Annotated in this window: 24 protein-coding genes and 1 tRNA gene; 16 read left to right on the forward strand and 9 right to left on the reverse strand. The window is 64.0% G+C overall.

Annotated features, from left to right (window positions below; translation table 11 throughout):
- Positions 1-580 precede the first annotated feature (580 nt).
- Positions 581-1897: an MFS transporter gene (locus CFR76_RS07270; protein WP_110556539.1), complete on the forward strand. Its 1317-nt coding sequence runs from the start codon at positions 581-583 to the stop codon at positions 1895-1897.
- A 181-nt stretch (positions 1898-2078) separates the two neighbouring features.
- Positions 2079-2213 (forward strand): hypothetical protein, encoded by a 135-nt coding sequence (locus tag CFR76_RS18695; RefSeq protein WP_264986463.1) that lies wholly within the window; start codon positions 2079-2081, stop codon positions 2211-2213.
- Between the two features lie 108 nt (positions 2214-2321).
- On the opposite strand, the gene CFR76_RS07275 is transcribed toward CFR76_RS18695, so the two are convergent.
- The 4 genes from CFR76_RS07275 to CFR76_RS07290 all read right to left on the reverse strand — a co-directional run bounded on the left by CFR76_RS07275 (position 2322) and on the right by CFR76_RS07290 (position 5575).
- Entirely contained in the window at positions 2322-2600 is a 279-nt protein-coding gene (locus CFR76_RS07275) for a hypothetical protein (RefSeq protein WP_110556540.1), read from the reverse strand.
- Positions 2601-2732: 132 nt separating this feature from the next.
- A complete protein-coding gene (hisC, locus tag CFR76_RS07280) occupies positions 2733-3803 on the reverse strand; it encodes a histidinol-phosphate transaminase (protein ID WP_110556541.1) in 1071 nt (356 codons plus the stop codon).
- Positions 3804-3897: 94 nt separating this feature from the next.
- Positions 3898-4446 carry an ankyrin repeat domain-containing protein gene (locus CFR76_RS07285; protein ID WP_110556542.1) on the reverse strand — a complete coding sequence of 183 codons (549 nt, stop codon included), beginning with the start codon at positions 4444-4446 and terminating at the stop codon, positions 3898-3900.
- A 103-nt stretch (positions 4447-4549) separates the two neighbouring features.
- On the reverse strand, positions 4550-5575 hold the full coding sequence (locus tag CFR76_RS07290; RefSeq protein ID WP_110556543.1) for an MBL fold metallo-hydrolase: 1026 nt from the start codon (positions 5573-5575) through the stop codon (positions 4550-4552).
- Between the two features lie 384 nt (positions 5576-5959).
- Here CFR76_RS07290 and tkt point away from each other — a divergent pair, with 384 nt between their 5' ends.
- From tkt to CFR76_RS07345, 11 genes are all read left to right on the forward strand, one after another.
- Positions 5960-8071, forward strand: a complete 2112-nt coding sequence (gene tkt, locus CFR76_RS07295; RefSeq protein WP_110556544.1) for a transketolase — start codon at positions 5960-5962, stop codon at positions 8069-8071.
- Between the two features lie 114 nt (positions 8072-8185).
- Positions 8186-11044, forward strand: a complete 2859-nt coding sequence (locus CFR76_RS07300; RefSeq protein ID WP_110556545.1) for a bifunctional transaldolase/phosoglucose isomerase — start codon at positions 8186-8188, stop codon at positions 11042-11044.
- A gap of 123 nt (positions 11045-11167) precedes the next feature.
- Entirely contained in the window at positions 11168-12166 is a 999-nt protein-coding gene (gnd, locus tag CFR76_RS07305; RefSeq protein WP_110556546.1) for a phosphogluconate dehydrogenase (NAD(+)-dependent, decarboxylating), read from the forward strand.
- 152 nt (positions 12167-12318) lie between these two features.
- Entirely contained in the window at positions 12319-13848 is a 1530-nt protein-coding gene (gene zwf, locus CFR76_RS07310) for a glucose-6-phosphate dehydrogenase (RefSeq protein ID WP_110556547.1), read from the forward strand.
- The gene (locus CFR76_RS07315) at positions 13848-14681 is read left to right on the forward strand and encodes a Cof-type HAD-IIB family hydrolase (RefSeq protein WP_208623948.1); all 834 of its coding nucleotides are present in this window, start codon (positions 13848-13850) and stop codon (positions 14679-14681) included. Before zwf ends, CFR76_RS07315 begins: the two co-directional genes overlap by 1 nt.
- A 27-nt stretch (positions 14682-14708) precedes the next feature.
- Entirely contained in the window at positions 14709-15539 is an 831-nt protein-coding gene (locus tag CFR76_RS07320; RefSeq protein WP_110556549.1) for a Cof-type HAD-IIB family hydrolase, read from the forward strand.
- On the forward strand, positions 15532-16281 hold the full coding sequence (gene pgl / locus CFR76_RS07325) for a 6-phosphogluconolactonase (protein WP_110556550.1): 750 nt from the start codon (positions 15532-15534) through the stop codon (positions 16279-16281). Before CFR76_RS07320 ends, pgl begins: the two co-directional genes overlap by 8 nt.
- A 96-nt stretch (positions 16282-16377) precedes the next feature.
- Positions 16378-17082 (forward strand): ribose-5-phosphate isomerase RpiA, encoded by a 705-nt coding sequence (rpiA, locus tag CFR76_RS07330; protein ID WP_110556551.1) that lies wholly within the window; start codon positions 16378-16380, stop codon positions 17080-17082.
- Complete coding sequence (locus CFR76_RS07335; protein WP_208623949.1) at positions 17079-17645, forward strand: gluconokinase; 567 nt, start codon at positions 17079-17081, stop codon at positions 17643-17645. Before rpiA ends, CFR76_RS07335 begins: the two co-directional genes overlap by 4 nt.
- A 9-nt stretch (positions 17646-17654) precedes the next feature.
- Positions 17655-18122 carry a low molecular weight protein-tyrosine-phosphatase gene (locus CFR76_RS07340; protein WP_110556553.1) on the forward strand — a complete coding sequence of 156 codons (468 nt, stop codon included), beginning with the start codon at positions 17655-17657 and terminating at the stop codon, positions 18120-18122.
- Entirely contained in the window at positions 18119-18937 is an 819-nt protein-coding gene (locus CFR76_RS07345) for a fructosamine kinase family protein (RefSeq protein ID WP_110556554.1), read from the forward strand. The genes CFR76_RS07340 and CFR76_RS07345 overlap by 4 nt, the downstream gene beginning before the upstream one ends.
- Positions 18938-19047: 110 nt before the next feature.
- Here the strand turns inward: CFR76_RS07345 and CFR76_RS07350 are convergent, their stop codons facing one another.
- The 4 genes from CFR76_RS07350 to CFR76_RS07365 form a co-directional block, all read right to left on the reverse strand.
- The gene (locus CFR76_RS07350) at positions 19048-20145 is read right to left on the reverse strand and encodes an NADH:flavin oxidoreductase/NADH oxidase (protein ID WP_110556555.1); all 1098 of its coding nucleotides are present in this window, start codon (positions 20143-20145) and stop codon (positions 19048-19050) included.
- Between the two features lie 153 nt (positions 20146-20298).
- Positions 20299-20375, reverse strand: a tRNA-Asp gene (locus CFR76_RS07355).
- 139 nt (positions 20376-20514) lie between these two features.
- Positions 20515-21042 carry a carboxymuconolactone decarboxylase family protein gene (locus CFR76_RS07360; RefSeq protein ID WP_025439639.1) on the reverse strand — a complete coding sequence of 176 codons (528 nt, stop codon included), beginning with the start codon at positions 21040-21042 and terminating at the stop codon, positions 20515-20517.
- 136 nt (positions 21043-21178) lie between these two features.
- The gene (locus tag CFR76_RS07365; RefSeq protein WP_110556556.1) at positions 21179-21721 is read right to left on the reverse strand and encodes a peroxiredoxin; all 543 of its coding nucleotides are present in this window, start codon (positions 21719-21721) and stop codon (positions 21179-21181) included.
- A gap of 127 nt (positions 21722-21848) precedes the next feature.
- Between CFR76_RS07365 and CFR76_RS07370 the strand changes: the two genes are divergently transcribed.
- The 3 genes from CFR76_RS07370 (at position 21849) to CFR76_RS07380 (ending at position 23720) form a co-directional block, all read left to right on the forward strand.
- Positions 21849-22784, forward strand: a complete 936-nt coding sequence (locus tag CFR76_RS07370; protein WP_110556557.1) for a hydrogen peroxide-inducible genes activator — start codon at positions 21849-21851, stop codon at positions 22782-22784.
- Between the two features lie 98 nt (positions 22785-22882).
- Entirely contained in the window at positions 22883-23008 is a 126-nt protein-coding gene (ykgO, locus tag CFR76_RS07375; protein WP_003617324.1) for a type B 50S ribosomal protein L36, read from the forward strand.
- Between the two features lie 121 nt (positions 23009-23129).
- Positions 23130-23720 (forward strand): tetratricopeptide repeat protein, encoded by a 591-nt coding sequence (locus CFR76_RS07380; protein WP_408884361.1) that lies wholly within the window; start codon positions 23130-23132, stop codon positions 23718-23720.
- A 311-nt stretch (positions 23721-24031) separates the two neighbouring features.
- Here CFR76_RS07380 and CFR76_RS07385 read toward each other — a convergent pair whose 3' ends face one another.
- Positions 24032-24994, reverse strand: a complete 963-nt coding sequence (locus tag CFR76_RS07385; protein ID WP_110556559.1) for a peptidoglycan -binding protein — start codon at positions 24992-24994, stop codon at positions 24032-24034.
- Positions 24995-24996 lie beyond the last annotated feature (2 nt).

The raw sequence follows: 24996 nt of genomic DNA on the forward strand, positions 1-24996 counted from the left end.
GATCTGAAATCTGCTGATATAATAAGGGAAAAATCCGAATCGTATCGAAAATTCGAGATTTCCCTTACATTCTCGGGAGTTTTTGAGTATAGATTGAACCCACTGAATATATTTTTTGTATCCGTATGGAGGTTGGAGACTATCGGATCACTGTGAAATCGTCCGCAACTGCAACGATTTTGTATATCCAGCCAATTCATGGTCTTTCCGGTGGTGGGAGATCACGCGGTTGTGCCTTTCTTCAGGTGTGAGCGGGTGTTTTTTTCATCGATATTGCTATGCAGCCGTACCAATCGGTGCGTTTTCTGCTGGATTGACGACTTTTGGCCGGTGGCATTTATGGGGAAGCAGGTTTGCCAGGCATGATGCGCTGGCGTTTTGGCGCTGGCGCCACCCTTTCTGTTCCCGCATTGCTGTAGCCGGTCCGGGTGACTGCACGCCCGAACTTGTGAAACTGAGGTTCCGCACTGGTGTTTGCCGGAAATCCGGACTGTGCGGACGCAGCCTGCATCGACGCTCCACAATGAGGTGGAGCCCCTCATCTTCGTGTCGGCTGCCTGTGAAAGAGGAGAATCTCCCCTTGAAACAGACAGACAATCTGTCCGAATCAACGTCCATAGCTGATAGGCTTGGCATCCCGGCGCCCCTGTTCTGGGGCTTTGTCGGCCTGCTGTTCTTCATGATCGGTGATGGTGTCGAGGCCGGCTACCTGGCCCCCTATCTGGAGGGGCAGGGCATTTCATCGCGCGATACCGCGCTGCTGTTTACCATTTATGGCGTGACCGTCTCGCTGTCCTCATGGGCGTCGGGGCCGCTGTCCGACCTGTGGGGTCCCAAGCGGGTCATGTGGATCGGCCTTGCCATATGGGGCGTGTTCGAGGTCGCGTTCCTGACCTTTGGCGTGGCCGTGAACAGCTATCCCATCATGCTGGCCGCATACACCATGCGTGGCTTTGGCTATCCGCTGTTCACATACGGCTTCCTTGTGTGGATCGCCGCCGCCACCCCGCCGCGCCAGCTCGGCTCGGCCGCGGGCTGGTTCTGGTTCGCGTTCTCGGGCGGCCTGCCCACGCTGGGGTCGCTGTTCGCCAGCTTCTCCATTCCGCTGATCGGCGAAATGGCGACGTTCTGGTCCTCGCTGGCGCTGGTCATGTTCGGTGGGCTGCTGGCCCTGCTTATGACGCGCGAACCCATCGGCTCCCGCCGCCTTGCCCCGGCGGGCACCAGGCCCGGCACGATCTTCTTCAGTTCGATCAGCATCCTGTGGCGTGAACCCAAGACGTTTGTCGCCATGATCGTGCGGACCATCAACACGTCGTCCGAATATGCGTTCCTGGTCATCATGCCGGCATTCTTCACCAAGGTCATCGGCTTCTCGCTGTCGCAGTGGCTGCAGCTCCTGTCGATCATCTTCCTGTCGAACATCCTGGTGAACCTTGTGTCCGGCATCACGGCGGACCGTCTGGGCCATCGCACCGTTGTCGCCCTGTTCGGCTGCGTGGGGGCGGCGATCACCGTGCCGCTGTTCTACTACGTGCCGCAGATGTTCCCCGGCAACTTCCCCATCGCGGCCGCCATGGGCGCGCTGTATGGCGCGACGATTGCCGCCTTCGTGCCGCTATCCGGCCTGGTGCCGCAGATCTGCCCGAAGGAAAAGGCCGCCGCCCTGTCCGCCCTTGGCCTGGGTGCCGGCGCCAGCACGTGGGTTGGCCCGGCCATCGTGACGTGGTTTGAAAACTGGCACGGGATCGAGGGGATCATCTGGATCTTCTCCGGCCTGTATGCCGCATCGGCCCTGCTGACGCTGGTGCTGACCGTCTCACCGGAAGCCCGTCGTTATATTGACACCGCTGCCGCACGCGGTGATGTGGCGGAAGAAGTGACGGCCGGTCACTGATCCTGAGCCGGTCGGTTGTTCCGATACGGGTGGAAAACGGGTCTGCCGCAAGGCAGGCCCGTTTTTTATTGCCCTGAAAAAGTGCGGGTGTAGTCACAGGCGCAGCCTGAAACGCTGTGGTTCAGGGCGATTTCCCATCTGGCTGGTACAACCTGTCGTATGGGCAGGAACCGGGCAACAGGTGAGGATTGCCAATTATGAAGAAGTTTCTGGTGAAGCTTTTTCCAGAAAGCTTCGAAAGAACGCCGCCTTTTTTGAAAAAGGTGGCACAAAAGAACTTTTATTTATCAGTCAGTTGTTTTCAAACAGTCGCTAACCGATGCGACGGGCATAGGGGCAGGAAATGTCCGGCCCGTTGCCCTGACAGGCGACGGGGCATGAAAAAGGCCGGCACCCTGTCGGGGCCGGCCTTTCCTTTGCCTGTTCAGATGCTGCGTTCGGGCCGCCTGCGCGGGCTGCGTGGCCGGTCCGTGCCGCTGGGGCGGGGGGTATTGCGCTGTTCCCCGGCCTTCAGGGCGGGGGCGGCGCTGACTTCGCTTTCCAGTTGGCGGATGCGCTTCTGCACGCTTTCGCGCAGGGCGGGGGATGTATGCGATTTCATGGTGGCCAGCGTTTCACGCAGGTCGCGCAGCTGCTTCTGTTTTTCAGCAAGCGTGCGACGGATCGGCTGGTTGTCGGACATCTGTCCGTGGAATGCGCGCATGATAAGTGTCCTGTGGACCTCGGGTCCAGGAAATGAGTTGTCGATCGTAGGGTGGAAAGACGGACGGCACGTACCGGCCCCGCCTGCCATCACGGCAGGTCGGGCGGGCGCGGATACGTGATGAACCGGGGGCTAACCCCCGTTTTGCGCCAGCACGTCAGCCAGTCCCGCTATCAGGGCCTGACATTCGGCGTCAGTACCAATGGTGATGCGTAGCCATTGTGCAATGCGCGGGGTCCGGAAATGACGCACGATGATTGCCCGTTCCCGCAGGGCGGCGGCAAGGTATGCGGCATCACGGTCCGGGTGCCGGACGAATATGAAATTCGCCTGTGATGGCAGGACCGCGAACCCCATCTTTCCCAGGCTGTCGGTCAGCCTGTCCCGTGAGCTTATGATTTTCCCGCGGGTGTTTGCAAGCCATTCCCGATCCTCGATCGCGGCAATGGCGCCCGCCTGCGCCAGACGGTCCAGCGGATAGGAATTGAAACTGTCCTTTATACGGGTCAGGGCCGCGATCAGGTCGGGCTGCCCGATGGCGTAGCCCACCCGCAATCCCGCCAGCGCGCTGGATTTGGACAGCGTGCGCACCACCAGCAGGTTGGGGTGCCGGCCCACCAGCGTGATCGCCGTCTCCGCGCCGAAATCGACATAGGCTTCGTCCACCACCACCACCGCATCGGGATGGTCCGTCAGCACGGTGCGGATGGCGTCCAGGCCCAGTGCGATTCCCGTTGGGGCATTGGGGTTGGGAATGATGATGCCGCCACACGGCCTGCGATAGGCGGCAATGTCGATGCGCATGTCATCATCCAGCGGCACCGTTTCATGCCGTATGCCATACAGGCCGCAGTAAACGGGGTAGAAGCTGTAGGTGATGTCGGGAAACAGCAGCGGCGCGTCATGGTTGAGCAGCCCCTGGAAGGTATGGGCCAGCACTTCGTCCGACCCATTGCCCACGAAAACGTGGTCGGCCGGGATATCATGCGTGCGCGCGATGGCGGCGCACAGCGCCTGCGCCGTGGGGTCGGGATACAGGCGCAGCGTGTCATTGGTCGCCGCCCGTATGGCGTCCAGCACCCTGGGCGAGGGACCGTACGGGCATTCATTGGTATTCAGCTTGATCAGGTTGGCCAGTCTGGGCTGCTCCCCCGGCACATAGGGGGTCAGGGTGTGGACGACAGGACTCCAGAAACGGCTCATCAGGGTGAATTCCAGATTGTCAGGATCATGAAAACAGGCGCGCCCGTCCCTGCGTTCAGGATACGGGCGCGGGTCGGGTCAGGGGGAAAGCAGGTCAGCCCTGCGCCGGGGCCGGGCGGCCCATGGCGGATACAAGGGCGGCGTTGCCCTGCCGGGTGGCCAGGATACGCGCGCTGATCCCCTCGCCATCACGCAGGTCGGGGTTGGCGCCATGTTCCAGCAGGAAGGTCACCATGGGGTCACGGTTGAACATGACCGCAAAAATCAGCGGCGTGCGCCCGACAAAATTGGGCACGTCAATTCCGGCGCCATGGTCAACCAGCACGCGCGCGCAGGGCAGGTCGCCCTTGAACGCCACACCAGCCAGCGCGGTCGCCCCCTTTGCATCCTGCAGGTTGGGGTCGGCCCCGCCCGCCAGCAGCGCGCGCACGGTTTCGGCATGGCCGTTATAGGCCGCCAGGATCAGCGCGGTGTAGCCTTTGTCATTGCGGGTGTCGGGGTTGATGCCCGCTTTCAGGAATTCGCTTACCAGGTCTGTCTGCCCGTCACGGGCGGCGGACAGGAACAGGGTCTCGATTTCCGCGTTGCTGAAGGATTCGGGTGCGGCGGCGGCGGGGTCGCCGCTGGCGATTGTCTTGCTCATGTGCCTGCCTCGCTGGTCGGGTTGCGGAAAACGGGGGCGGGGGCCGGTCCCGTCAGGTGCGGCGGATCATAGGACGGTTCGGCTGAAAAGAACATACGGGCCGTCACGCGTCCCCGGGTTGCCGCCATGCGATGGCGCGGCATTCCCCGTGTTCCATGACCCCCATCACATCAGGCGGCAGGCCGGTATCGCGCATGGCGCGGGCCAGCCTGCGCACCGGCTCATCCATGGGTTCGTCCGTCAGGCGGAACGTGCCGAAATGCATGCCGATGCCATGGTGCGCCCCAAGCTGGCGCAGGCCCTCCAGCGCTTCCTCGGGCGTGGTATGCACGCCCGCCATCAGTGCGCGCGGGTCATAGGCCCCGATGGGCAGGAAGGCGATATCGGGTGCGCCCAGGCGGTCACGGATCAGCCCCCAGTGCCGCCCATGGGCCGTGTCGCCCGCAAAGAACAGCCGGTGTCCTGCGTCATCATGCAGCATGAACCCGCCCCACAGGCTTTTGTTGTGGTCAAACGGGGTGCGGGCCGCGCCATGGCGGGCAGGCGTGCAGGTTATCTGCAGCCCCGTGATCGCCACGGACTGCCACCAGTCCAGTTCCATGATGCGTTTCAGCCCGGTTTTGCGCATGAAGCGGGCATTGCACAGCGGTGTCACCACCAGCGGGTCATCCCCGCGCCGTGCGATGGCCCGCAGCGTGGGCAGGTCCATATGGTCGTAATGCGCGTGGGACACCAGCACCACGTCGATACGCGGCAGGTCGGCCAGCGCGCGGCCCGGCGCGCGTACCCGCTTTGGCCCCATGAAGGAAAAGGGCGAACAGCGCATGGAAAAAATGGGATCGGTCAGGATGCCCAGCGCCGTGCCATCGGGGCGGGGCAGGCGGATCAGGAACGTGCTGTGCCCGATAAACGTCACCTGTGCGGTGCCCGGCGCGGGAAGGGCGTGCGGGTCGCCGGTGGGGAGGGGATTTTCAATCCACGCGGGCCAGTCCGATTTCGGCCGGTTCCACTGCCATTTCAGGATGGACATCCGGCGCATCCGCCCCGGTGGCGCGGCGTCGGGGCGGATGGCGGGGGGATTGAAAAAGCGGGCGCCATCCGTGTGGTCGCTGGCGGGTAGCGGGGGCATGCGTGGTCTCCATCGGCGGACGGTGCGTGGCCCTGATCTGGTGGGGGAGGCGGGGGGCCGTGTCAAATTCCACGCCCGTGCGCCGTCAGGACGCGCAGGCAACCGGGTGGGAAGCCATGCGCTGTCATAGGGAATGGCGGGGCACGGCGGCCTGTTCCCCCGGGCCGCGGGTAACGGCTTGATGAGATGGCTTGTTCCGTCCCGAAGGTCGTGAGAAGGTGCGTGCCGTGAAAAGCCTTTGTTTCCTTGCGCTCCGCGCTATCCATCAGTGGGCGGCCCGGGTGCGGGTGGAATGGAAAGAAAAACAAGAAAGGTTGTTGTGTCCAGGCAGCAGGCCCGGCCCGATCAGGACAACGACCATGGCTGTAAGGAGGCCGGTCTTCCATGCGTTCTTTGACAACATCCCCCGTGATGGCACCTGAAGGAGGTGGCGCAATGCCCACCAATATCGATACGCTGTGCATCAACACCATCCGCACGCTGTCCATGGATGCGGTGCAGAAGGCGAATTCCGGCCATCCCGGCACCGCCATGGCGCTTGCCCCCGTGGCCTATACGCTGTGGCGCGATGTGCTGAACTATGACCCGGCCAACCCGCTATGGCCCAACCGTGACCGTTTCGTGCTGTCGATCGGGCATGCCTCCATGCTGCTGTATTCGCTGATCCACCTGGCCGGTATCCGCGATGTGCGCCCCGGCGGGGTCAGCAATGACCGGCCCGCCCTGACGCTGGAGGATCTTGAGCAGTTCCGCCAGCTGGACTCGCTCACTCCCGGCCATCCGGAATACCACCACACCGCTGGCGTCGAGACCACGACCGGCCCGCTGGGCCAGGGCTGCGGTAACTCCGTCGGCATGGCGATCGCGGAAAAATGGCTGGCCGAGCGGTATAACCGCCCCGGGTTCAGGCTGTTCGACCACCATATCTATGCGCTGTGCGGTGATGGCGACAACATGGAAGGCGTCTCCAGCGAGGCCGCGTCCATCGCGGGCCACCTGAAGCTGGGCAACCTGACATGGATCTATGACAGCAACCATATTTCCATCGAAGGCTCGACCAACATCGCCTTTACCGAAAGCGTGCACAAACGCTTCGAGGCCTATGGCTGGCATGTCCTTGAACTGAAGGACGCCAACGACACCGGCGACATGCGCCGCCTGCTGGCCGAAGCGAAGGCCGAGACCTCGCGGCCCACGCTGATCATCGTCCATTCCATCATCGGCTGGGGCGCGCCGCACCTTGCCGGGACGGCGGAAGCGCACGGCTCCCCGCTGGGTGTCGAGGAAATCCGCGAGACCAAGAAATTCTACGGCTGGCCGGAAGACAAAAGCTTCTATGTGCCCGACGGCGTGCCCGAACACTTCCAGGTGGGCATCGCCACGCGGGGTGCTGCCGCGTCGCAGGCATGGGACGACCTGTTCAGGGCCTATCGCGCCAAATATCCCGATGAGGCGGCCCAGCTTGACCATATCTTCGCCGGCACCCTGCCCGAAGGGTGGGACAGGGACATCCCGGTATTCGACGCGGACGCCAAGGGCGTCGCCTCCCGCGCAAGCTCGGGCAAGGTGCTGAACGAGATCGCGAAGAATTACCCGTGGATGATCGGTGGCTCGGCCGACCTGTCGCCGTCCACCAAGACGCACCTGACGTTCGATGGCGCGGGCGATTTCCAGCCGCCGCAATGGGGCGGGACCTATGGCGGGCGCAACCTGCATTTCGGCGTGCGCGAACACGCGATGGGATCGATCAGCAACGGCCTGGCGCTGTATGGCATCCGCGCCTACTGCTCGGGCTTCCTGATCTTCTCCGATTACATGAAGCCGCCCATCCGGCTCTCGGCGCTCATGAAGCTGCCGGTGACCTATATCTTCACCCATGATTCGATCGGGGTGGGCGAGGACGGCCCGACCCACCAGCCCATCGAACAGCTGGCCCAGCTGCGCGCCACCCCCGGCGTGACCGTGCTGCGCCCGGCGGATGCGAACGAGGTGGCGGAAGCCTGGCGCACGCTGGTCCGGCTGACCGACCGCCCCAGCGTGCTGGCGCTGAGCCGCCAGAACCTGCCCACCATCTGCCGCAAGACCTATGCGCCAGCAACAGGTCTGGCAAAAGGGGCCTATGTCCTTGCGGATACCGATGGGCGTCCCGATGTCATCCTCATGGCAACGGGTAGCGAGGTCGGCCTGATCGTGAAGGCCGGGGAAAAGCTGAAGGCGGACGGGATCAGGGCGCGCCTTGTCTCCATGCCGTCATGGGACCTGTTCGAGGCCCAGCCCAAGGCTTACCGCGACAGCGTCCTGCCGCCCGATATCACCGCGCGTGTCGCGGTGGAGCAGGCGGCAGCGCTGGGCTGGGACCGTTATACCGGCCTGGCGGGGGAGACGATCGTGATGCACGGCTTTGGCGCCTCCGCCCCGGCGGAGCAGCTGGAAGTCAAATTCGGTTTCACGGTTGACGCCGTGGTGGCCGCCGCCCGCAGGCAGGCGGGCAAATAGGTAAGGATGGGCAGGCAGGCGGGACAGCGCGTTCCGCCTGCCTTGCTGTTTTAAGGACGCAGTATTGGCGACGCGGGGCCTGCCCGCGCTGTCGGCAAGCAAAGGAAGCACGGCATGAGTGCGCAAGAATCTGGTAGCGAAAATCCGTTGAAGGAACTGGCCCGCTATGGCCAGTCCCCGTGGCTGGACTTCATCCAGCGTTCCTATACCGAAAATGGCAGCCTGAAGAAGCTGGTTGATGAAGACGGGCTGAAGGGCGTGACCTCCAACCCCGCCATCTTCCAGAAGGCCATGGGGCAGGGCACGGATTACGATGCCCAGATCCGTTCGGTGCTGGCGCACCAGGTGCTTGATGCAGGCGCGCTGTACGAACTGCTGGCCGTGGACGATATCCGGGCGGCAGCCAAAGTGCTGTATCCGGTCTATGAACAGACGAAGGGCGTGGACGGTTACGTCAGCCTTGAAGTGTCGCCCTATCTGGCGCGGGATACCAAGGGCACGCTGCATGAGGCGCTGCGCCTGTGGAAGGCGGTCGGTGCCCGCAACCTCATGATCAAGATTCCCGGCACTGAAGAAGGCGTGCCCGCCGTGCGCGCCGCCATTGCCGAAGGGCTGAGCATCAACGTTACCCTGCTGTTCTCGATCGATGCCTACAAGAAGGTGCTGGAAGCCTACATCACCGGGCTGGAGGACCGCCTTGGCCGTGGCGAGAGTGTCGCGGGCATCGCCAGTGTCGCGTCCTTCTTCGTCAGCCGCATCGACGTGAAGATCGACAAGGAAATCGACGCCCGCGTGGCGAAGGGCGACAAGGAAAGTGCCGCGCTGAAGGCGCTGCGCGGCAAGGTCGCGATCGCCAACGCCAAGATGGCGTACGAGCACTGGAAGGACGTTACGGCCAGCGCGCGATGGAAAAAGCTGGCCGATGCCGGCGCCCAGCCGCAGCGCCTGCTATGGGCCAGCACCGGCACGAAGGACAAGTCCTTCAGCGACGTGCTGTATGTGGATGGCCTGATCGGCCCCGAAACCGTCAACACCATCCCGCCCGCCACGTTCGACGCCTTCCGTGACCACGGCAAGGTCGCGCCCACCCTGACGCAGGATGTCGAGGGTGCGAGGAAAGTGATGGCTGAAGCCCAGCGCCTCGGGCTGGACCTTGATGGCGTCACGAAGGTGCTGGTGGATGAGGGTGTGGCCTCCTTCGCCGATGCGTTTGATGACCTGCTGGGTTCGGTCGCGGCCAAGCAGGCGGCGTTCCTTGGCAGGAAGGTCACCTCCACCGCGCTCAGGCTGCCTGCCGACCTGCAGAAGGCGGTTGATGCGGAACTGGAGACATGGCGCAAGAAGGGCAATGTCCGCCGCGTGTGGGACAAGGATGCAACCCTGTGGACCGGCAAGGACGAGGCAAGCTGGCTGAAATGGCTGGACATCACCGATGACCAGGTGGCCGCCCTGTCGAAGTTCGAGGATTTCCAGGCGGAGGTGAAGGCGCGCGGCTTCCGCGATGCGCTGCTGCTGGGCATGGGTGGTTCCAGCCTTGGCCCCGAAGTGCTGGCGCAGACATTCGGCAAGCACGAAGGCTTCCCGCACCTGTACGTGCTCGACAGCACCGACCCGCAGCAGGTGCGTGATTTCGGGAAGAAGATCGATATCAGCAAGACGCTGTTCATCGTCTCGTCCAAGTCCGGTGGCACGCTGGAGCCGAACATCCTCAAGGCCTATTTCTTCGACCAGGCGAAAAAGGTGCTGGGTGACAAGGCGGGTTCGCACTTCATCACCGTGACCGATCCGGGTTCGCACATGGAAGACGTGGCGAAGAAGGACGGGTTCTGGAAAATCTTCTACGGTGAAAAGCAGATCGGTGGCCGGTATTCCGTGCTGTCCGATTTCGGCATGGTGCCAGCCGCCGTCGCCGGACTGCCGCTGAAGCTTTTGCTGGAATCAGCCCAGCGTGGCGAGAAATCCTGCGCCGCCTCCGTCCCGCCCGCGCAGAATCCCGGCGTGGTGCTGGGCGCCGTGCTGGGCGTCGCCGCGCGTGATTTCGGGCGCGACAAGGTGACCATCATCGCATCCCCCGGCATTTACGACATGGGCGCATGGCTGGAACAGCTTATTGCGGAATCGACCGGCAAGGATGGCCGCGGCCTGATCCCCATTGATGACGAGACCATCGGCAAGCCGGGCGTGTATGGAAAGGACCGGGTGTTTGCCTACCTGCGCCTGGCCGAAGACCCCTGCCCGAAGCAGGACGCGGCCTTTGCCGCGCTGGTCGAGGCGGGTGAGCCGGTCGTGACCATCGAACTGCATGAACGCCGTCAGGTGCTGGAGGAATTCTTCCGCTGGGAATTCGCAACCGCCGTCGCCGGTGCCGTGATCGGGATCAACCCGTTCAACCAGCCCGATGTCGAGGAATCGAAGATCGAGACCAAGAAGATCACCACCGCCTATAACGAAACCGGCAGGCTGCCGCCATATGAACCCTTCGCCAAGGATGGTCCGTTCGCCTTCTATGCCGATCCGAAGAACGCTTCGGCGCTGGGCGGCGCCAAGACGGCGGAGGCGATCCTGAAGGCCCATTTCGCCCGTGGCAAGGCAGGCGACTATGTTGCGCTGCTGGCCTATATCGATCGTGATACATGGACGCGCGCGTGGATACAGAAGGTCCGCCTGGACCTGCGTGATGCGCTGAAGCTGGCCACGGCCGCCGAATTCGGCCCCCGTTTCCAGCATTCCACCGGGCAGGCCTACAAGGGCGGCCCCGACACGGGCGTGTTCCTGCAGATTACCTGTGACGACGAAGTGAACCTGCCGGTGCCGGGTGAGAAATACACCTTCAGCATCGTCAAGGAAGCGCAGGCCCGTGGCGACATGGAGGTGCTGGCCGAACGTGGCCGCCGCGTGCTGCGCGTACATATCCGTGGCGCGTTGAAGGCGGGCCTTGAAAAACTTGGGCAGGATATCGCCCGCGCGGTCTGACCGCATGCTGGCCCGTCCCTTCCGGTGAAGGGGCGGGTTTTTTGATTGGGGTCATTGGGCAATGACCGCCAGGGCGGTAGGACTAAGGCCCTATCCTATCCCCCCTTCCAGGAGTGTTTGATTATGCAGATCGGTATTGTTGGCCTTGGCAAGATGGGCGGCAACATTTCCATCCGCCTGACCCGGCATGGCCATGACGTGGTGGCCTTCGACCGCGATCCCGCCGTTACGGCAAAGGTGTGCGGGCAGGGCGAAGGCGGGCGCTGCATCCCGTCCACCGGGCTTGCGGACATGGTGGGCAGGCTGTCGGGCCGCAAGGTGGTCTGGCTCATGCTGCCCGCGGGCGCGGTGACGGAAGCGGCGGTGCAGGAACTTGGCGGCCTGCTGGGCAAGGGCGACATCGTGATCGATGGCGGCAACTCCTTCTACAAGGATGATATCCGCCGCGCCGCCGAGCTGATGAAGAAGGGCATCCATTACATCGATGTCGGCACGTCCGGCGGCGTATGGGGGCTGGAGCGCGGGTACTGCATGATGTACGGCGGCACCAAGGACGCCACCGACTACATCGACCCCATCCTGTCGGCCCTTGCGCCGGGGATTGGCGATATCCCGCGTACCCCGAACCGCGACAAGCCCGGCTTCGACCCGCGCGCGGAACAGGGCTACCTGCATTGCGGTCCCGCAGGGTCCGGCCATTTCGTGAAGATGGTCCATAACGGCATCGAATACGGCATCATGCAGGCCTTCGCCGAAGGCTTTGACGTGATGAAGTCAAAGAACTCGACCGACCTTGCCGAAGACCAGCGGTTCGAGCTGAACATGGCCGACATTGCCGAAGTCTGGCGGCGTGGCAGTGTCGTATCGTCGTGGCTGCTGGACCTGTCGGCCAGCGCGCTGGCGGGCAACCCCGACCTGTCGAACTACAAGGGCGACGTGGCCGATTCCGGCGAAGGCCGCTGGACCATCGAGGCCGCGATCGAGGAAGCGGTGCCGGTGCCCGTCATCACCGCGTCGCTGTTCACGCGCTTCCGTTCACGCACGGGCAACAACTTTGCTGAAAAGATGCTGTCCGCCATGCGCTTCGGCTTCGGCGGTCACATTGAGGGTACGAATAACTGACCTGACGCACGGTTGGTAACTGACGGGACGCCAGGGTGCTACGCATGCTGGGTCCCGGCTGTTCCCGGACAAGACGACAGCGCTCAATGACTGCAACCGGAACAGCCGGGGGACGGAATACAGGCGGAAAACAGTCCAGGGACAGCAGTATAATGGAAAACATCATTGCCTCGGCGGTATCACAGGTTGGCGATCCCGGGCATGAAGCCGCCCCCAGGCGCAGCCCGCCGGGGTCGTTTGTCATCTTCGGCGGCGGGGGCGACCTGACACGCCGCCTCCTGCTGCCTGCCATATACAACCTTGCCTGCGCGGGGCTGCTGGATGACGGGTTCAGCGTCGTCGCGGTTGACCGCGCCGACCTGACCGATGCGCAGCTACAGCAGAATGTCCGTGCGGCGCTGGAGGATTTCGCCGCCCGCCGGGGCGCTGAAGCCGTGGCATTGCGTGAGGACATATGGGCGTGGATGCAGCCGCGCATCCGCTACGTGCGCGGCGATTTCGAAACCATGCGGACCTATCAGGACATCGCCACGGTGGTGGGCGATCAGAACTGCATATTCTACCTTGCCGTGGCCGCCCGTTTCTTTGGCCCCATCGTGGACCGGCTGGGGGAGGCGGGGCTGGTGCGCGAGGGACGGCATACCTTCCGCCGCGTCATCGTGGAAAAGCCCTTTGGCAGCGACCTGCCATCCGCCGTGGCGCTGAACGAACGGCTGCTGCGCACGCTGACGGAACAGCAGATCTACCGGATCGACCATTACCTGGGCAAGGAAACGGTCCAGAACATCCTTGCACTCCGGTTTTCCAACGGGTTTTTCGAACCCCTGTGGAACCGCCAGAACATCGACCACGTACAGATCACCGCCGCCGAGACGGTGGGCGTGGAACAGCGCGCGAAATTCTACGAAGGCACCGGCGCCCTGCGCGACATGGTGCCCAACCATGTCATGCAGCTTCTGGCCATGACGGCGATGGAAGCGCCGATTTCGTTCGACGCCGATGCCGTGCGCAATGAAAAGACCAAGGTGCTGGACGCCATCCATCCCCTGCTGCCGCAGGACGTGGTGCGCGGGCAGTACGCGCCGGGTGTCGTGGGCGGGAAAGAAGTGCCCGGCTACCGGCAGGAACCCGGCGTTGACCCCCATTCCCTGACCGAAACCTATATCGCGATAAAGTTCCGGATCGATAACTGGCGCTGGGCCGGGGTGCCGTTCTATGTGCGCACGGGCAAGCGGCTGGCCGCGCGCAAGACCGAAATCGCCATCCACTTCAAATCGGCCCCCTATGCGCTGTTCCGCGACACGCCGGTGGACAAGCTGGCCCCCAACATCATGGTCATCCATATCCAGCCGACCGAAGGCGTGACCATGCAGTTTTCCGCCAAGATACCCGGCCCGTCCGTGCGGCTGGGTGGCGTGCGGATGAAGTTCGATTATGCCGAATGGTTCAGCGAAGGGCCGAGCACGGGGTACGAGACCCTGATCTATGACTGCATGATCGGGGATGCCACGCTGTTCCAGCGCGCCGATAATATCGAGGCCGGGTGGCGCGCCGTGCAGCCGGTGCTGGACTGGGGGCAGGACGCGCGCAGCCTTGATTTCTATGCGGCTGGCAGCGAGGGGCCGGAAGCGGCCGACGCCCTGCTGGCCCGTGACCACCGCCACTGGCTGAAGATTGGATAATGCCCATGACCCCACCCGTTGCCCCCGCAGGCGGCGTCCGCCTTGTCGTATCCGATATCGACGGCACCCTGATTACACCGGAACGCAGGCTGACCCCCGCCGCACGGCAGGCGGCGGATGATGTGCGCAGGGCCGGGATCAGGCTGAGCCTGGTCAGCAGCCGCGCGCCACGCGGCATGATGCAGTTTGTCAGGGAACTGCGCATCGATACCCCCATCGCCGGGCTGAATGGCGGGCTGATCTGCGATCCCGACGGCACGATCCGTGAACGGCTGTCCCTTGACCCGGAAACGGCCCGGACAGCGGTTGAATTCCTGATCGCCCACGGGGTCGAGCCGTGGCTGTACATCGATCATGACTGGCTGGTGCGCCGCGACGATACGCCGCAGGTCCGTCATGAACGCGACGTGGTGCAGACAACTCCGGTGCGGGTAGACGATTTTGCCGGGCATTATGAGAATGTGGGCAAGATCATGGGGGTCTCGTCTGATCCCGCCAGCCTGCCGGGCGTGGAACGCAAGCTTGCGGAGCTGCTGGATGGCAAGGCGAGCGTACACCAGTCCTCGCCCATTTACCTTGATATTACGCATCCGCGGGCGAACAAGGGCTATGCGGCAAAAGAACTGGCAAAACTGCTGGATATTGATATCCGGGATACGGTGTGTATCGGGGATATGAACAACGACATCCCCATGCTGAAGGAAGCCGGGGTCAGCATCGCCATGGGCAACGCGCCCGATAACGTGAAGGCCCATGCCCGTTTCGTGACGCGGTCCAATACGCAGGACGGCTGGGCTTTCGCCATGGAAAATTTTGTACTGCCCCGTGCATAGGCGCGCGGCACAGAAGGGAGAGGCACCATGCCCCAGGACGCAGCCGGAACACCCGCCAGCCAGATCAGACTGGTCCTGGCCGATGTGGATGGCACCCTGGTCACGAAGGATAAGATCCTGACGCCCCGCGCGATCCGGGCGGTCGAACGCCTGCGTGAACGCGGCATCCTGTTCACCATCACCAGCGGCCGCCCGCCCAAGGGCATGAAGATGGTCATTGACCCGCTGAAGATTTCCGAACCGATCGCGGGTTTCAACGGCGGCATGATGGTCCGGCCCGATTTCACCGTGATCGAGGCCCGCACGCTGCCCGCCGATACGGCGCGCAAGGTGATCGGCATCATCCGCGACCATGGGGCCGATCCGTGGGTGTATAACGGCAATGACTGGATCGTCTCGAAACTTGATGCCCCGCATGTCGCGCGCGAACAGTGGACGGTGAAATTCCCGCCCGTGGTCGGCAATGTGGAAGAAAAGCTGGATCAGGTGGTCAAGGTCACCGGCGTCAGCGATGACCTGGCGATGATGAAGCGCCTTGAGCACGACCTGCAGCAGGCGCTGGGCGATACGGCGTCGGCCGCGCTGTCACAGCCGTACTACGTGGACGTGACCAACAGGGACGCCAACAAGGGTGGCGTGGTGATGGCGCTGGAACGCCTGCTGGGCATTCCGGCAAGCCAGATGGTGACCCTGGGCGACCAGCCCAATGACGTGCTGATGTTCCGCAAGAGCGGCATGTCGATCGCCATGGGGCAGGCCAGCCCCGAGGTGCAGAAGCAGGCGACCCATGTCTCGACATCGTGCGAGGAGGAAGGGTTCGCCAACGGGATCGAGAAATTCGTGCTGGGAGATGCGTGACATGACAGCTGGACATGACGTGAAGACGGGCGCGATGGTGGTCCTGCCCGATGCCGAGGCCATTGCGCAGCACATGGCGAAATGGCTGACGGAACAGGCGCTGGCCAAAAAGGGTGGCCCGTTCGTGATCGCGCTCTCGGGCGGGTCCACGCCCAGGCGGCTGTACCAGATCCTGGCGTCCGGCGCCTATCGCGACCGCTTCCCGTGGGCGAACACGCAGTTCTTCTTTGGCGATGAACGCTTCGTGCCCGCCAGCGACCCCGCCAGCAACTACAACATGGTCGAGACCGAGATGCTGGCCCATGTGCCGGTGCCCGCTGCTAACGTCCACCCCATGCCGACATCGGGCGACCCGGCGCAGGCTGCGGCAGAATACCAGGCGGAACTGGAAGCGGTGTACGGCGGCACGGTGCTGGAACCCGGTCGCCCGCTGTTTGACGTGGTGATGCTGGGGCTGGGCGATAACGGGCATACCGCATCGCTGTTCCCGCGCCAGCCGGTGCTTGACGAGCGCAGGCTGTGGGTTTCAACCTGCGTGCCCGATGACGCGCCGCATACGCGCATCACCCTGACCTATCCCGCCATCCATTCCAGCCGCCATGTGGTGTTCATGCTGGCGGGGGCGGGCAAGCGCGAAGCCTTTGCAAAAGTGCGCGCCGGTGACCCGGCGGAACCCGCCAGCCACATCACGACTGAAGGCGAACTCATCTGGCTTATGGACAAGGCGGCGGCGGGACAATAAGTGGCACGGTATCGTGTTTATGCGATACGGATCACGGTTCAATAAAAACGACGGGGCACCCGGCGGCGGGATGCCCCGCAGGAGAGGAAGCAGCGCATGTCCACCCAGAACGCGGACCCACGGGCAGAACTGAAGCGCAAGGCGGCGATCGAGGCGGCCGACATGGTCAGGGAAGGCATGGTGGTCGGCCTTGGTTCAGGCAGCACATCGGCCTTCATGATCGAGGAACTTGGCCGCCGCTGGGCGGAGGGGCTGCGTTTTGTCGCCATCCCCACATCCGAACGCTCGGCCGAGCAGGCGCGCTCGCACGGGATCAGGCTGGTGACGTTCGCAACCCACCCGCAGATCGACATCGACATTGATGGCGCGGATGAAGTCGAACGCGGGTCCCTCAACCTGATCAAGGGGTTGGGGGGCGCGCTGTTCCGTGAAAAGATCGTGGCCGCCGCCTCACGCAAATTCGTGGTCGTGGTGGATGACAGCAAGCTGGTTGACCGGCTGGGCGCGCGCGTGCCCGTGCCGGTGGAGGTCGCGACCTTCGGCTGGACCTCCACCGCCCGGCAGATCGAGGCGCTGGGCGCGCGGATCACCCAGCGGCTGGACCGCAGCGGCAACGTGTTCGTAACCGATGGGGGCAACATGATCCTTGACTGTCATTTCGGTGAAATCGCCAATTCCGCGCAGTTGCAGGCACAGCTTGCGCCAATCGTGGGCGTGATCGAGACCGGGCTGTTCATCGGCCGTACTTCCGAAGTGATCGTGGCGACCGCCACGGGGCTGCAGAAGCTGGTCGCGGCGTGACCGGGCGGGAATTGCAGGATCAGGGCATCCGGCCGCTGGTCCTGGTCATCATGGGGGTGTCGGGCTGCGGCAAGACCACGCTGGCCGAAGGGCTGCACAACCTGCTGGGCTGGCCCTATCAGGAAGGCGACATGCTGCACCCCCGCGCCAATGTGGAAAAGATGGCGGCGGGCATTCCCCTGACCGATGCGGACCGCCTGCCATGGCTGCGGGCCTGCCATGAATGGCTGCTGGGCCGCGTGGCGTCGGGGCAGGGGGGAATCCTGACCTGCTCTGCGCTGAAGCGGTCGTACCGCGACCTGCTGCGCGCGGACGGGGCGGCGGATATCGTGTTCGTCTATCTGGAAATCCCCGAGGACGTGCTGGCCGAACGCCTGCAGCGCCGGCGCGGGCATTACATGCCGCCCAGCCTGCTGCCCAGCCAGCTTGCCACGCTGCAGCCGCCAACGGTTGATGAGCACCCGGTTGTCGTGCATCTGGAAGAAACGCCCGCCGACCTGATCGCCGAGACCATCGGCCTGCTGCGGCAGCGTTTTCCCGAGCGCACCCCCGAAAGGGGATAGAAGGCCGACATGCCTGCGGTCCTGTTCGTCTGCATGGGCAATATCTGCCGCTCTCCGCTGGCGGAGGCCGCATTCCGGGCGGCGGCTGACCGCGCTGGGCTGCCGGTCACGGTCGATTCGGCGGGCACGGGCAACTGGCATGCGGGCGCGCCGCCCGACCGGCGGGCCTGCGCCGTCGCCCGCAGGCATGGCATCGACATTACCCGTTATCGCGCACGCGTGGTGCGGGCGGCGGATTTTGACCGTTTCACCCATATCATCGCACTCGACCATGCCAACCTTGCGCATCTGCTGGACATGAAACCGGCGGGCAGCCAGGCGCAGGTCTCCCTGCTGCTGGACCATGTGCCCGGACGCAGGGGCCAGGCCGTGGCCGACCCGTATTACGGGGATGCCAGCGGGTTCGACACTACATGGCGCGATGTCGTGGCGGGTGCCGCGGCGCTGGTGGAAAAACTGCGCCGCGACGATCCATGACGCGCCTTGCCCGGCATGGGGCCGCCCTGCTGGGGGCGGGGTTGTGGAACTGGCACCCGCTGCCCGGTGGCGATGTGGCGCAGGTATTGCTGGTCTACCTGAATGACGGGCGCAGGGTCGTGGTCAAGCATGGCCCCGACCCGGTGGCGGAGGCCACCATGCTGCATGCCCTTGGCCGGACGGGCGCGCCTGTGCCCGATGTGCTGGCGGTGGATGAGGACGCGCTGGTGCTGCAATGCCTGCCCGCCGATGGCCGCCTGTCCCGCTGCTGGGACGATCTGGCGCGCGTGCTGTCCCTTGTGCACACGGGCCGGCCCGAAGGGGATGGTGCCCGTTACGGCTGGACAGGCGATTATGCCTTCGGCGCCGTGAGGGTGTGCAATGGCTGGACGGACACATGGCCGGATTTCTGGGCGCGCCACCGGATCGGCGTGCATCTGGAACATGTGCCCATCGACCTAGCCCGCCAGCTTGAAACCCTGATGCGCCGCCTGCCTGACCTGCTGCCCGCCACCCCCGCGCCCTGCCTGCTGCATGGTGACCTGTGGGGCGGGAACGTGCTGGTGTCGGGACGGCATGTGACCGGGCTGATCGATCCGTGCTGCTATTATGGCCATGCCGAGGTGGACCTCGCCACGCCGGGCGTGTTCAGCCAGCCCCCTGCGGGGTTTTATGCCCGCCATGGTGGGCTGGAGCGCGGGCATGGGGTCCGTTTCGCCATTTACCGCCTGTGGACCGCACTGGTTCACCTGCGGCTGTTTGGCCCGACCTACCGGCCCATGGTGGCGCAGTACCTGCATGATGCCGGGGTGTAGGGCGCTGCTTTAAATAATGAAAGTTTTCGGGTGCCGCCTTTTTTCAAACAGGCGGCGTTCCCTGAAGCTTTTTGCAAAAAGCTTCACCAAAAACTTTTATCACTCATCATTCATGCGGAGCGGTAGCGCGCCAGCCAGTGCGCATAGGGCGCGGGCAGGACCCATGCCGCATCCGCGCGGCCCAGCGCGCGTGCCGCCGCATATGGCCAGTGCGGGTTTTCAAGGAAGGGGCGACCGATCATCGCAAGGTCGATCTTTTCCTCGCGCACCAGCCCGTTAATGGCGGGTGCGGTGCCCAGGTACCAGCTTGTGGCGACCGGCAGGCCGGTTTCACGCCGCACGCGCTGCGCCACCGGGGCCATGAAGGCCGGTCCCCACGGAATCTTTGCCGCAGGCGTGGAAAAGCCGATGCTGACATCAAGGAAGTCCAGGCCCGATTCGCGAAAGACCTGCGCAACTGCAATGGCGTCCTGCAGGGTCTGTTCGTCATGGCCGTCGAATTCGATCATGCCCAGGCGCGCGCTCAGCGGCCGGTCCTCGGGCCAGACGGTGCGTACGTCGCGCAGGGTCTCCACCAGGAAGCGGGCACGATTTTCAAGGCTGCCGCCATAATTGTCGTCACGCTGGTTGGAATGGGGGGAGAGGAAACTCTGCGCCAGATAGCCATGGGCGAAATGCAGCATGAGCCAGCCAAAGCCGACGTCACGCGCGCGCACCGCCGCCGCCACGAAATCCTGCCGCACGCGGGTGATGTCCGCCAGCGTCATGGCGCGCGGTACCTTGGGCAGGCCAGCGCCGAAGGCGATGGCGGAGGGCGCGATGGTGTCCCACCCGTGCGGGTCATCGGCGGCGATGTGGTCGTCGCCTTCCCACGGGCGGTTGGCGCTGGCCTTGCGGCCCGCATGGGCGATCTGGATGCCCGGCACGGCGCCTGCGTCGCGCATGGCGCGCACCAGCGGGCGGAAGGCTTCGGCCTGCGCGTCATTCCACAGGCCCAGGCAGCCCGGCGTGATGCGCCCTTCGGGTGAGACGGCGGTGGCTTCCACCACAACCAGCCCGCTGCCGCCACGCGCAAGGGTGGGGTAATGCACGGTGTGCCAGTCATTCACCATGCCATCGCGCGCCATGTACTGGCACATGGGGGACACGGCGATGCGGTTGCGCAGGGTCTCGCCCTTCAGCGTATAGGGGGTAAAGAGATCGGTCATGGCCCGTTATGGCTCCGTCATGCGGGAATGTGGTCCCAGACTAGGCATGTTGGCGGCATGACGCAATGCATGCGGACATGCTGAAACGGCAGGACAGGTTTCAGCCCGGACAGACCGCGCAGCATGTTTGTATGGGGAGAATGCACCGTAAAATGGCGCGAGTGACGGGGCTCGAACCCGCGACCTCCGGCGTGACAGGCCGGCGCTCTAACCAACTGAGCTACACCCGCATCCGTTACCGCCCCGTGGGGCTGCAACCGTTCGGTGAAAGGGCAAATAACAGGCTGGCCCCATCATGGCAACAGGGCAGGTGAAAAAAAACGCCATGACCGACATGTTCATGGCGCCCTGTCAGTAACCGGGAAGGGATCAGGCGGGGATTTCCACGCCATCCAGCGTCACGGCCACGCCATGCACGGTTGCGGCGACCCGCACGGCGGCCTGGATCTGCTCGGTCGTGACGCCGGCTTCACGCAACTGGCGTTCGTGGCTTTCCATGCACAGGCCACAGCCGTTGATGGCCGAGACCGCCATGGCCCACAGTTCGAAATCCGCCTTGTCCACGCCGGGGTTGGCAATGACGTTCATGCGCAGGCGGGCGGGCATTTTTTCATAATCGCCACCCACCAGGTGCACGAAACGGTAATAGACATTGTTCATGCCCATGATGGCGGCGGCCGCGCGTGCGGCCTGCAGGGCCTCGGGCGACAGTTTCGGGCCGTATTCCCCCACCAGCGCATGCGTCACCGCCGGGTTGCGCGACGCGATGGCGGACGCGATGAACGTGCCGCCCAGCTGCTGCGGCGTCAGCACGAAGTCATTGGCAAGGGCGCCAAGGTTCAGCTTCAGGTCCTTGGCGTAGTCGGGCAGGGCGGCCTTGAGGGAGTCGATCGACATGGGCGGGTTCCGTGTATTGCCGGGGGTGTGATGGTGGCGCGCCACCTGTCCCGACCCCTGCGGGCGGGGCAGGGATCGGGACAGGCGGCGTGGCCGCGCCCCGTGCGGGGCGCGGGGGCGGCCGGTCGCGCGGCGATCAGGCCTTGATGAAGGCGTCGCCCTTCTTCCAGTTGCACGGGCACAGCTCGTCGCTCTGCAGGCCGTCAAGGATACGCAGGATTTCCTGCGGGTTGCGGCCAACCGACAGGTCATTGACGCTGACGTGGCGGATGACGCCCTGCGGGTCCACGATGAAGGTGGCGCGCAGGGCTGCCCCGGCCTGCTCGGCCATCACGCCACAGCTTTCGATCAGCTCGCGCTTGATGTCGGACAGCATGGGGATTTCAAGGTTCTTCAGTTCGGCATGGTTCAGGCGCCAGTTCAGGTGCACGAACGCGCTGTCGATCGACACGCCGTAGACCACCGCGTCACGGTCCTTGAACTCACCGGCCAGCTTGCCGAACGCCACGATCTCGGTCGGGCAGACGAAGGTGAAGTCCAGCGGCCAGAAGAAGACGACCTTCCACTTGCCCTTGTCGGATTCGTCCGTGATCTGGACGAAATCGCCCTTCAGGCCTTCGGGGCCACCGGGAACGGCGCTCAGGTTGAAGGCGGGAAACTTGTCACCGACTGTCAGCATCAGGGTGATCTCCTGTTGGGTGTTATATGGGGCCGGGACGGGCGCGCCGCCCCGCAGGCTGTATCTATGCCGGGAGTGATGCTATCATGCCATTGAATAATTTACATATGCATGATCGGAATTATCGATGCTTCCGATGCCCTCCGCACAGCAGCTGCGCTACCTCGTCACTCTTGCCGAACTGCGCCATTTCGGCCGGGCGGCAAAGGCCTGCGCGGTGACGCAGTCCACGCTGTCCGCCGGGATACTGGCGCTGGAACGCCAGATGGATGTCAGGCTGCTTGACCGTGACGTGGGCAAGAAGGTCGTGTTCACCCCGTTGGGGGACAAGGTGGTCGTGCGCGCCCGCACGGCGCTGGAGGCGCTGCAGGATGTGCTGGACGTGGCCCTGGCCTCGCGCGAGCCGATGAGCGGCCTGCTGCGCCTTGGGGTCATTCCCACCATCGGCCCGTTTGTCATGCCGACACTGGTGCGCAGGCTGCCCGGCGCCTATCCGCAGCTGCGCCTGTCGCTGAACGAGGACGTGACCCATAACGTGATGGAAAAGCTGGCGGCGGGGCGGCTGGACCTCGTGCTGCTGGCCATGCCGTGCGACTGCGCCGATAGCGAGACGCTGCCCCTGTGGCGCGATCCCTTCATGGTGGTCCTGCCGCGCGACCATGCGCTGGCGCACCTGCCGGACGTGCCGGTGCGCAGCATCGTGCATGAGCGGATGATCCTGCTGGAGGACGGGCACTGCCTGCGTGACCAGACACTGGCCATGTGCCGGCAGGTCCGGGGCTGGACCCAGCCGGAGGACGAGGCGGAATGCACCGTCAGTTCCCTGTACACCATGGTGGAAATGGTCGCGGCGGGCATGGGTCTTGCGTTGCTGCCCCGGCTTGCGGTCGAATCCGCGCTGATGGCGGGGCTGGACGTGGTGGCGCGCCCGGTAAGCGGCGCGCAGGCCTGGCGCACCATCGGGCTGGCCTGGCGGCCCCGTTCGCCCCGCACCGCCGATTTCCAGACCATTGCCCCGTTTTTCGTGCCGGATTCGATCACAGATACGATTTTACGCCTGTAAATGACGCCAGAATCCGGCCCGCCGGTTGACTCTTGGCGCAGGCAGGGGTATTCGGGCGCCTCTTTGGCGGTATTCCGCCGCTAGTCGAGGGTCGGATCATGAAAATCAGAAACAGCCTGAAATCGGCCAAGGTTCGGGACAAGGACTGCCGTGTGGTCCGTCGCCGTGGCAAGGTCTACGTCATCAACAAGAAGAACCCCCGCATGAAGGCCCGTCAGGGCTGATTGCCGGACGGCCTTGACCGTCAGGTTCATCTTTGAACAGCCGCAAAGCTGCGCAGGCAGGTTTTTAGGAACCTGTTTTCGCGGCTTTTCGTGCGTACCCATGATTCTGGCCGTGACCCTGATGGGCAGCGGCCCGCAGGCCCATGCCGCCCTGCCGGCGCATGGCGTGGACCAGCATGCCGGCCCGGCCGCCGTGAACAGCCATGCCCCGGCCAGGGGGAAGGCGGAAGCCGAACCGTCGCTGGATGATCTGGAAACCGAACTGGCCCATGCGTCAACCGCCCGTGGGGCGCGCGACCTGCTGGCCCGGATCGAGCAGATACGCCAGAAGGATCTTGCCCCCACCACCAACCTGCTGCTCAGGCGCGCGCAGGACGACCTCGATGCCCAGCGCCCGCTGGATGCGGTGCAGGACATGGATGATGCCCTGCTGCTGCAGCCGGATGTCGAGGTACTGTGGCGTAACCGTGCGCAGGCCCGGCTGGCGGCGGCCAATCCCGATGGCGCGGTGGCGGATATTGGCGTGGCGCTGCACCATGACGGGCGCGACGTGACCGCGTGGAAGGTCCTTGAGGATACCGAGGAACAGCGTGGCGACTGGCAGGCGGCATGGAAGGCGTGGCAGCACGTGATCCAGCTTGACCCCACCATTCCCGATGCTGGCCATGAAACAGAGCGCCTGCGCCTGAAAGCCTTCGGGCAGCCCACTTAATCATGAGAAGTTTTTGGTAAGAGGCTGTTTGAAAACAAATCATTGATAAAAAACAATAAAAGTTTTTGGGTGCCCCCTTTTTCTCAAAAAGGCGGCGTTCTTTCGAAGCTTTTGCAAAAAGCTTCACCAAAAACTTCCTTTAATTTTAAAACGCTATCATGATCTGACTTTTCAAACAGTCTCTAAAACTTTTACCATTTTCGCCAGATCGTGGCATTGCGGCAGGTAGTGGCCGCGTTTGTGTCCCGGATATGATAACGCAGCGACAGACCAGCCGGGGCTGGCTGTCGCCACGTATCACCCATGGTGGATCAGCGATCCGTCAGGCGGAATTCGATGCGCCGGTTGCGGGCGAGGGCCTCGGGGGACGTGCCGTGGTCCAGTGGCTGGTAATCGGAAAAGCCGGTCGCGGCCAGATGGTGCGGGTCGATCCCTTCGGCGATCAGCAGCTTGACCACCGTAATGGCGCGCGCGGATGACAGTTCCCAGTTGCTGGGGAAGGCGGTGTGGATCGGCTGGCGGTCGGCATGGCCATCCACGCGCAGTATCCACGGGACATCGGGCGGAATCTGGGCTGCGACCTGGCGCAGGGTCCGGGCCAGCACCTTGATTTCCGCCTCCCCTTCCGGCGACAGTTCGGCGCTGCCTACGGGGAACAGTACCTCGCTCTGGAACACGAAGCGGTCACCGACGATCTGCACGCCCTTGTGGTCCTGCATCACGCTGCGCAGGCGACCGAAGAATTCGGAACGGTACTGCTGCAACTGCTCGACCTTTTTCGCCAGCGCCACATTCAGCTGCATGCCCAGGCTGCTGATTTTCTGGTCGCGGTCATGCACTTCGTCCTCGGTCACTTCCAGCGCCGTGCTGACGGCGGCAAGCTGCGCGCGCAACTGCGCCACCTGGTCATCCAGCGCCGTGGCGCGGGCCTGCGCGCTGTCGCGCTCGCTGGTCTGCTGGTTGAGCTGCGCGGTCAGTGACGTTGCGGTGGCCATGTCGGCATCATGCGCCTTGTGCAGGCTGGCGACCTCGCCCTGCAGCGATGTCGTGTGGCTTTTTTCGAGGGAAAGCATCTGCCCCAGCTTCGCCACCTCGCGCTCAAGCTGGTCAAGGGCCTGCTGGCGCTTGTTCAGCGCCACGGACAGGAAAGCCTGCCCCAGCACGAAAACTAGCAGCACGAATATGATGACCATCAGCAGCGTTGACAGCGCGTCAACATAGCCGGGCCATGCATTCAGTTCGGAACGGATCGAGCGACGGGAACGGCGCGCCATGG

Origin of the sequence: Komagataeibacter swingsii (genome assembly GCF_003207895.1) — a bacterium.
Taxonomy (GTDB): domain Bacteria; phylum Pseudomonadota; class Alphaproteobacteria; order Acetobacterales; family Acetobacteraceae; genus Komagataeibacter; species Komagataeibacter swingsii.

Excerpts from the sequence above, each read along its gene's own strand:
- CFR76_RS07365 (WP_110556556.1), bottom strand. The coding sequence starts at position 21,721 with ATGCTGACAGTCGGTGACAAGTTTCCCGCCTTCAACCTGAGCGCCGTT.
- CFR76_RS07340 (WP_110556553.1), top strand. The coding sequence starts at position 17,655 with ATGCCTGCGGTCCTGTTCGTCTGCATGGGCAATATCTGCCGCTCTCCG.
- CFR76_RS07315 (WP_208623948.1), top strand. The coding sequence starts at position 13,848 with ATGCCCATGACCCCACCCGTTGCCCCCGCAGGCGGCGTCCGCCTTGTC.
- CFR76_RS07385 (WP_110556559.1), bottom strand. The coding sequence starts at position 24,994 with ATGGCGCGCCGTTCCCGTCGCTCGATCCGTTCCGAACTGAATGCATGG.
- CFR76_RS07300 (WP_110556545.1), top strand. The coding sequence starts at position 8,186 with ATGAGTGCGCAAGAATCTGGTAGCGAAAATCCGTTGAAGGAACTGGCC.
- CFR76_RS07290 (WP_110556543.1), bottom strand. The coding sequence starts at position 5,575 with ATGCCCCCGCTACCCGCCAGCGACCACACGGATGGCGCCCGCTTTTTC.
- CFR76_RS07380 (WP_408884361.1), top strand. The coding sequence starts at position 23,130 with ATGGGCAGCGGCCCGCAGGCCCATGCCGCCCTGCCGGCGCATGGCGTG.
- CFR76_RS07350 (WP_110556555.1), bottom strand. The coding sequence starts at position 20,145 with ATGACCGATCTCTTTACCCCCTATACGCTGAAGGGCGAGACCCTGCGC.
- CFR76_RS07275 (WP_110556540.1), bottom strand. The coding sequence starts at position 2,600 with ATGCGCGCATTCCACGGACAGATGTCCGACAACCAGCCGATCCGTCGC.
- pgl (WP_110556550.1), top strand. The coding sequence starts at position 15,532 with ATGCGTGACATGACAGCTGGACATGACGTGAAGACGGGCGCGATGGTG.
- CFR76_RS07370 (WP_110556557.1), top strand. The coding sequence starts at position 21,849 with ATGCTTCCGATGCCCTCCGCACAGCAGCTGCGCTACCTCGTCACTCTT.
- CFR76_RS07345 (WP_110556554.1), top strand. The coding sequence starts at position 18,119 with ATGACGCGCCTTGCCCGGCATGGGGCCGCCCTGCTGGGGGCGGGGTTG.
- zwf (WP_110556547.1), top strand. The coding sequence starts at position 12,319 with ATGGAAAACATCATTGCCTCGGCGGTATCACAGGTTGGCGATCCCGGG.
- CFR76_RS07285 (WP_110556542.1), bottom strand. The coding sequence starts at position 4,446 with ATGAGCAAGACAATCGCCAGCGGCGACCCCGCCGCCGCCGCACCCGAA.
- gnd (WP_110556546.1), top strand. The coding sequence starts at position 11,168 with ATGCAGATCGGTATTGTTGGCCTTGGCAAGATGGGCGGCAACATTTCC.
- hisC (WP_110556541.1), bottom strand. The coding sequence starts at position 3,803 with ATGAGCCGTTTCTGGAGTCCTGTCGTCCACACCCTGACCCCCTATGTG.
- tkt (WP_110556544.1), top strand. The coding sequence starts at position 5,960 with ATGCGTTCTTTGACAACATCCCCCGTGATGGCACCTGAAGGAGGTGGC.
- CFR76_RS07320 (WP_110556549.1), top strand. The coding sequence starts at position 14,709 with ATGCCCCAGGACGCAGCCGGAACACCCGCCAGCCAGATCAGACTGGTC.
- CFR76_RS07360 (WP_025439639.1), bottom strand. The coding sequence starts at position 21,042 with ATGTCGATCGACTCCCTCAAGGCCGCCCTGCCCGACTACGCCAAGGAC.
- rpiA (WP_110556551.1), top strand. The coding sequence starts at position 16,378 with ATGTCCACCCAGAACGCGGACCCACGGGCAGAACTGAAGCGCAAGGCG.
- ykgO (WP_003617324.1), top strand. The coding sequence starts at position 22,883 with ATGAAAATCAGAAACAGCCTGAAATCGGCCAAGGTTCGGGACAAGGAC.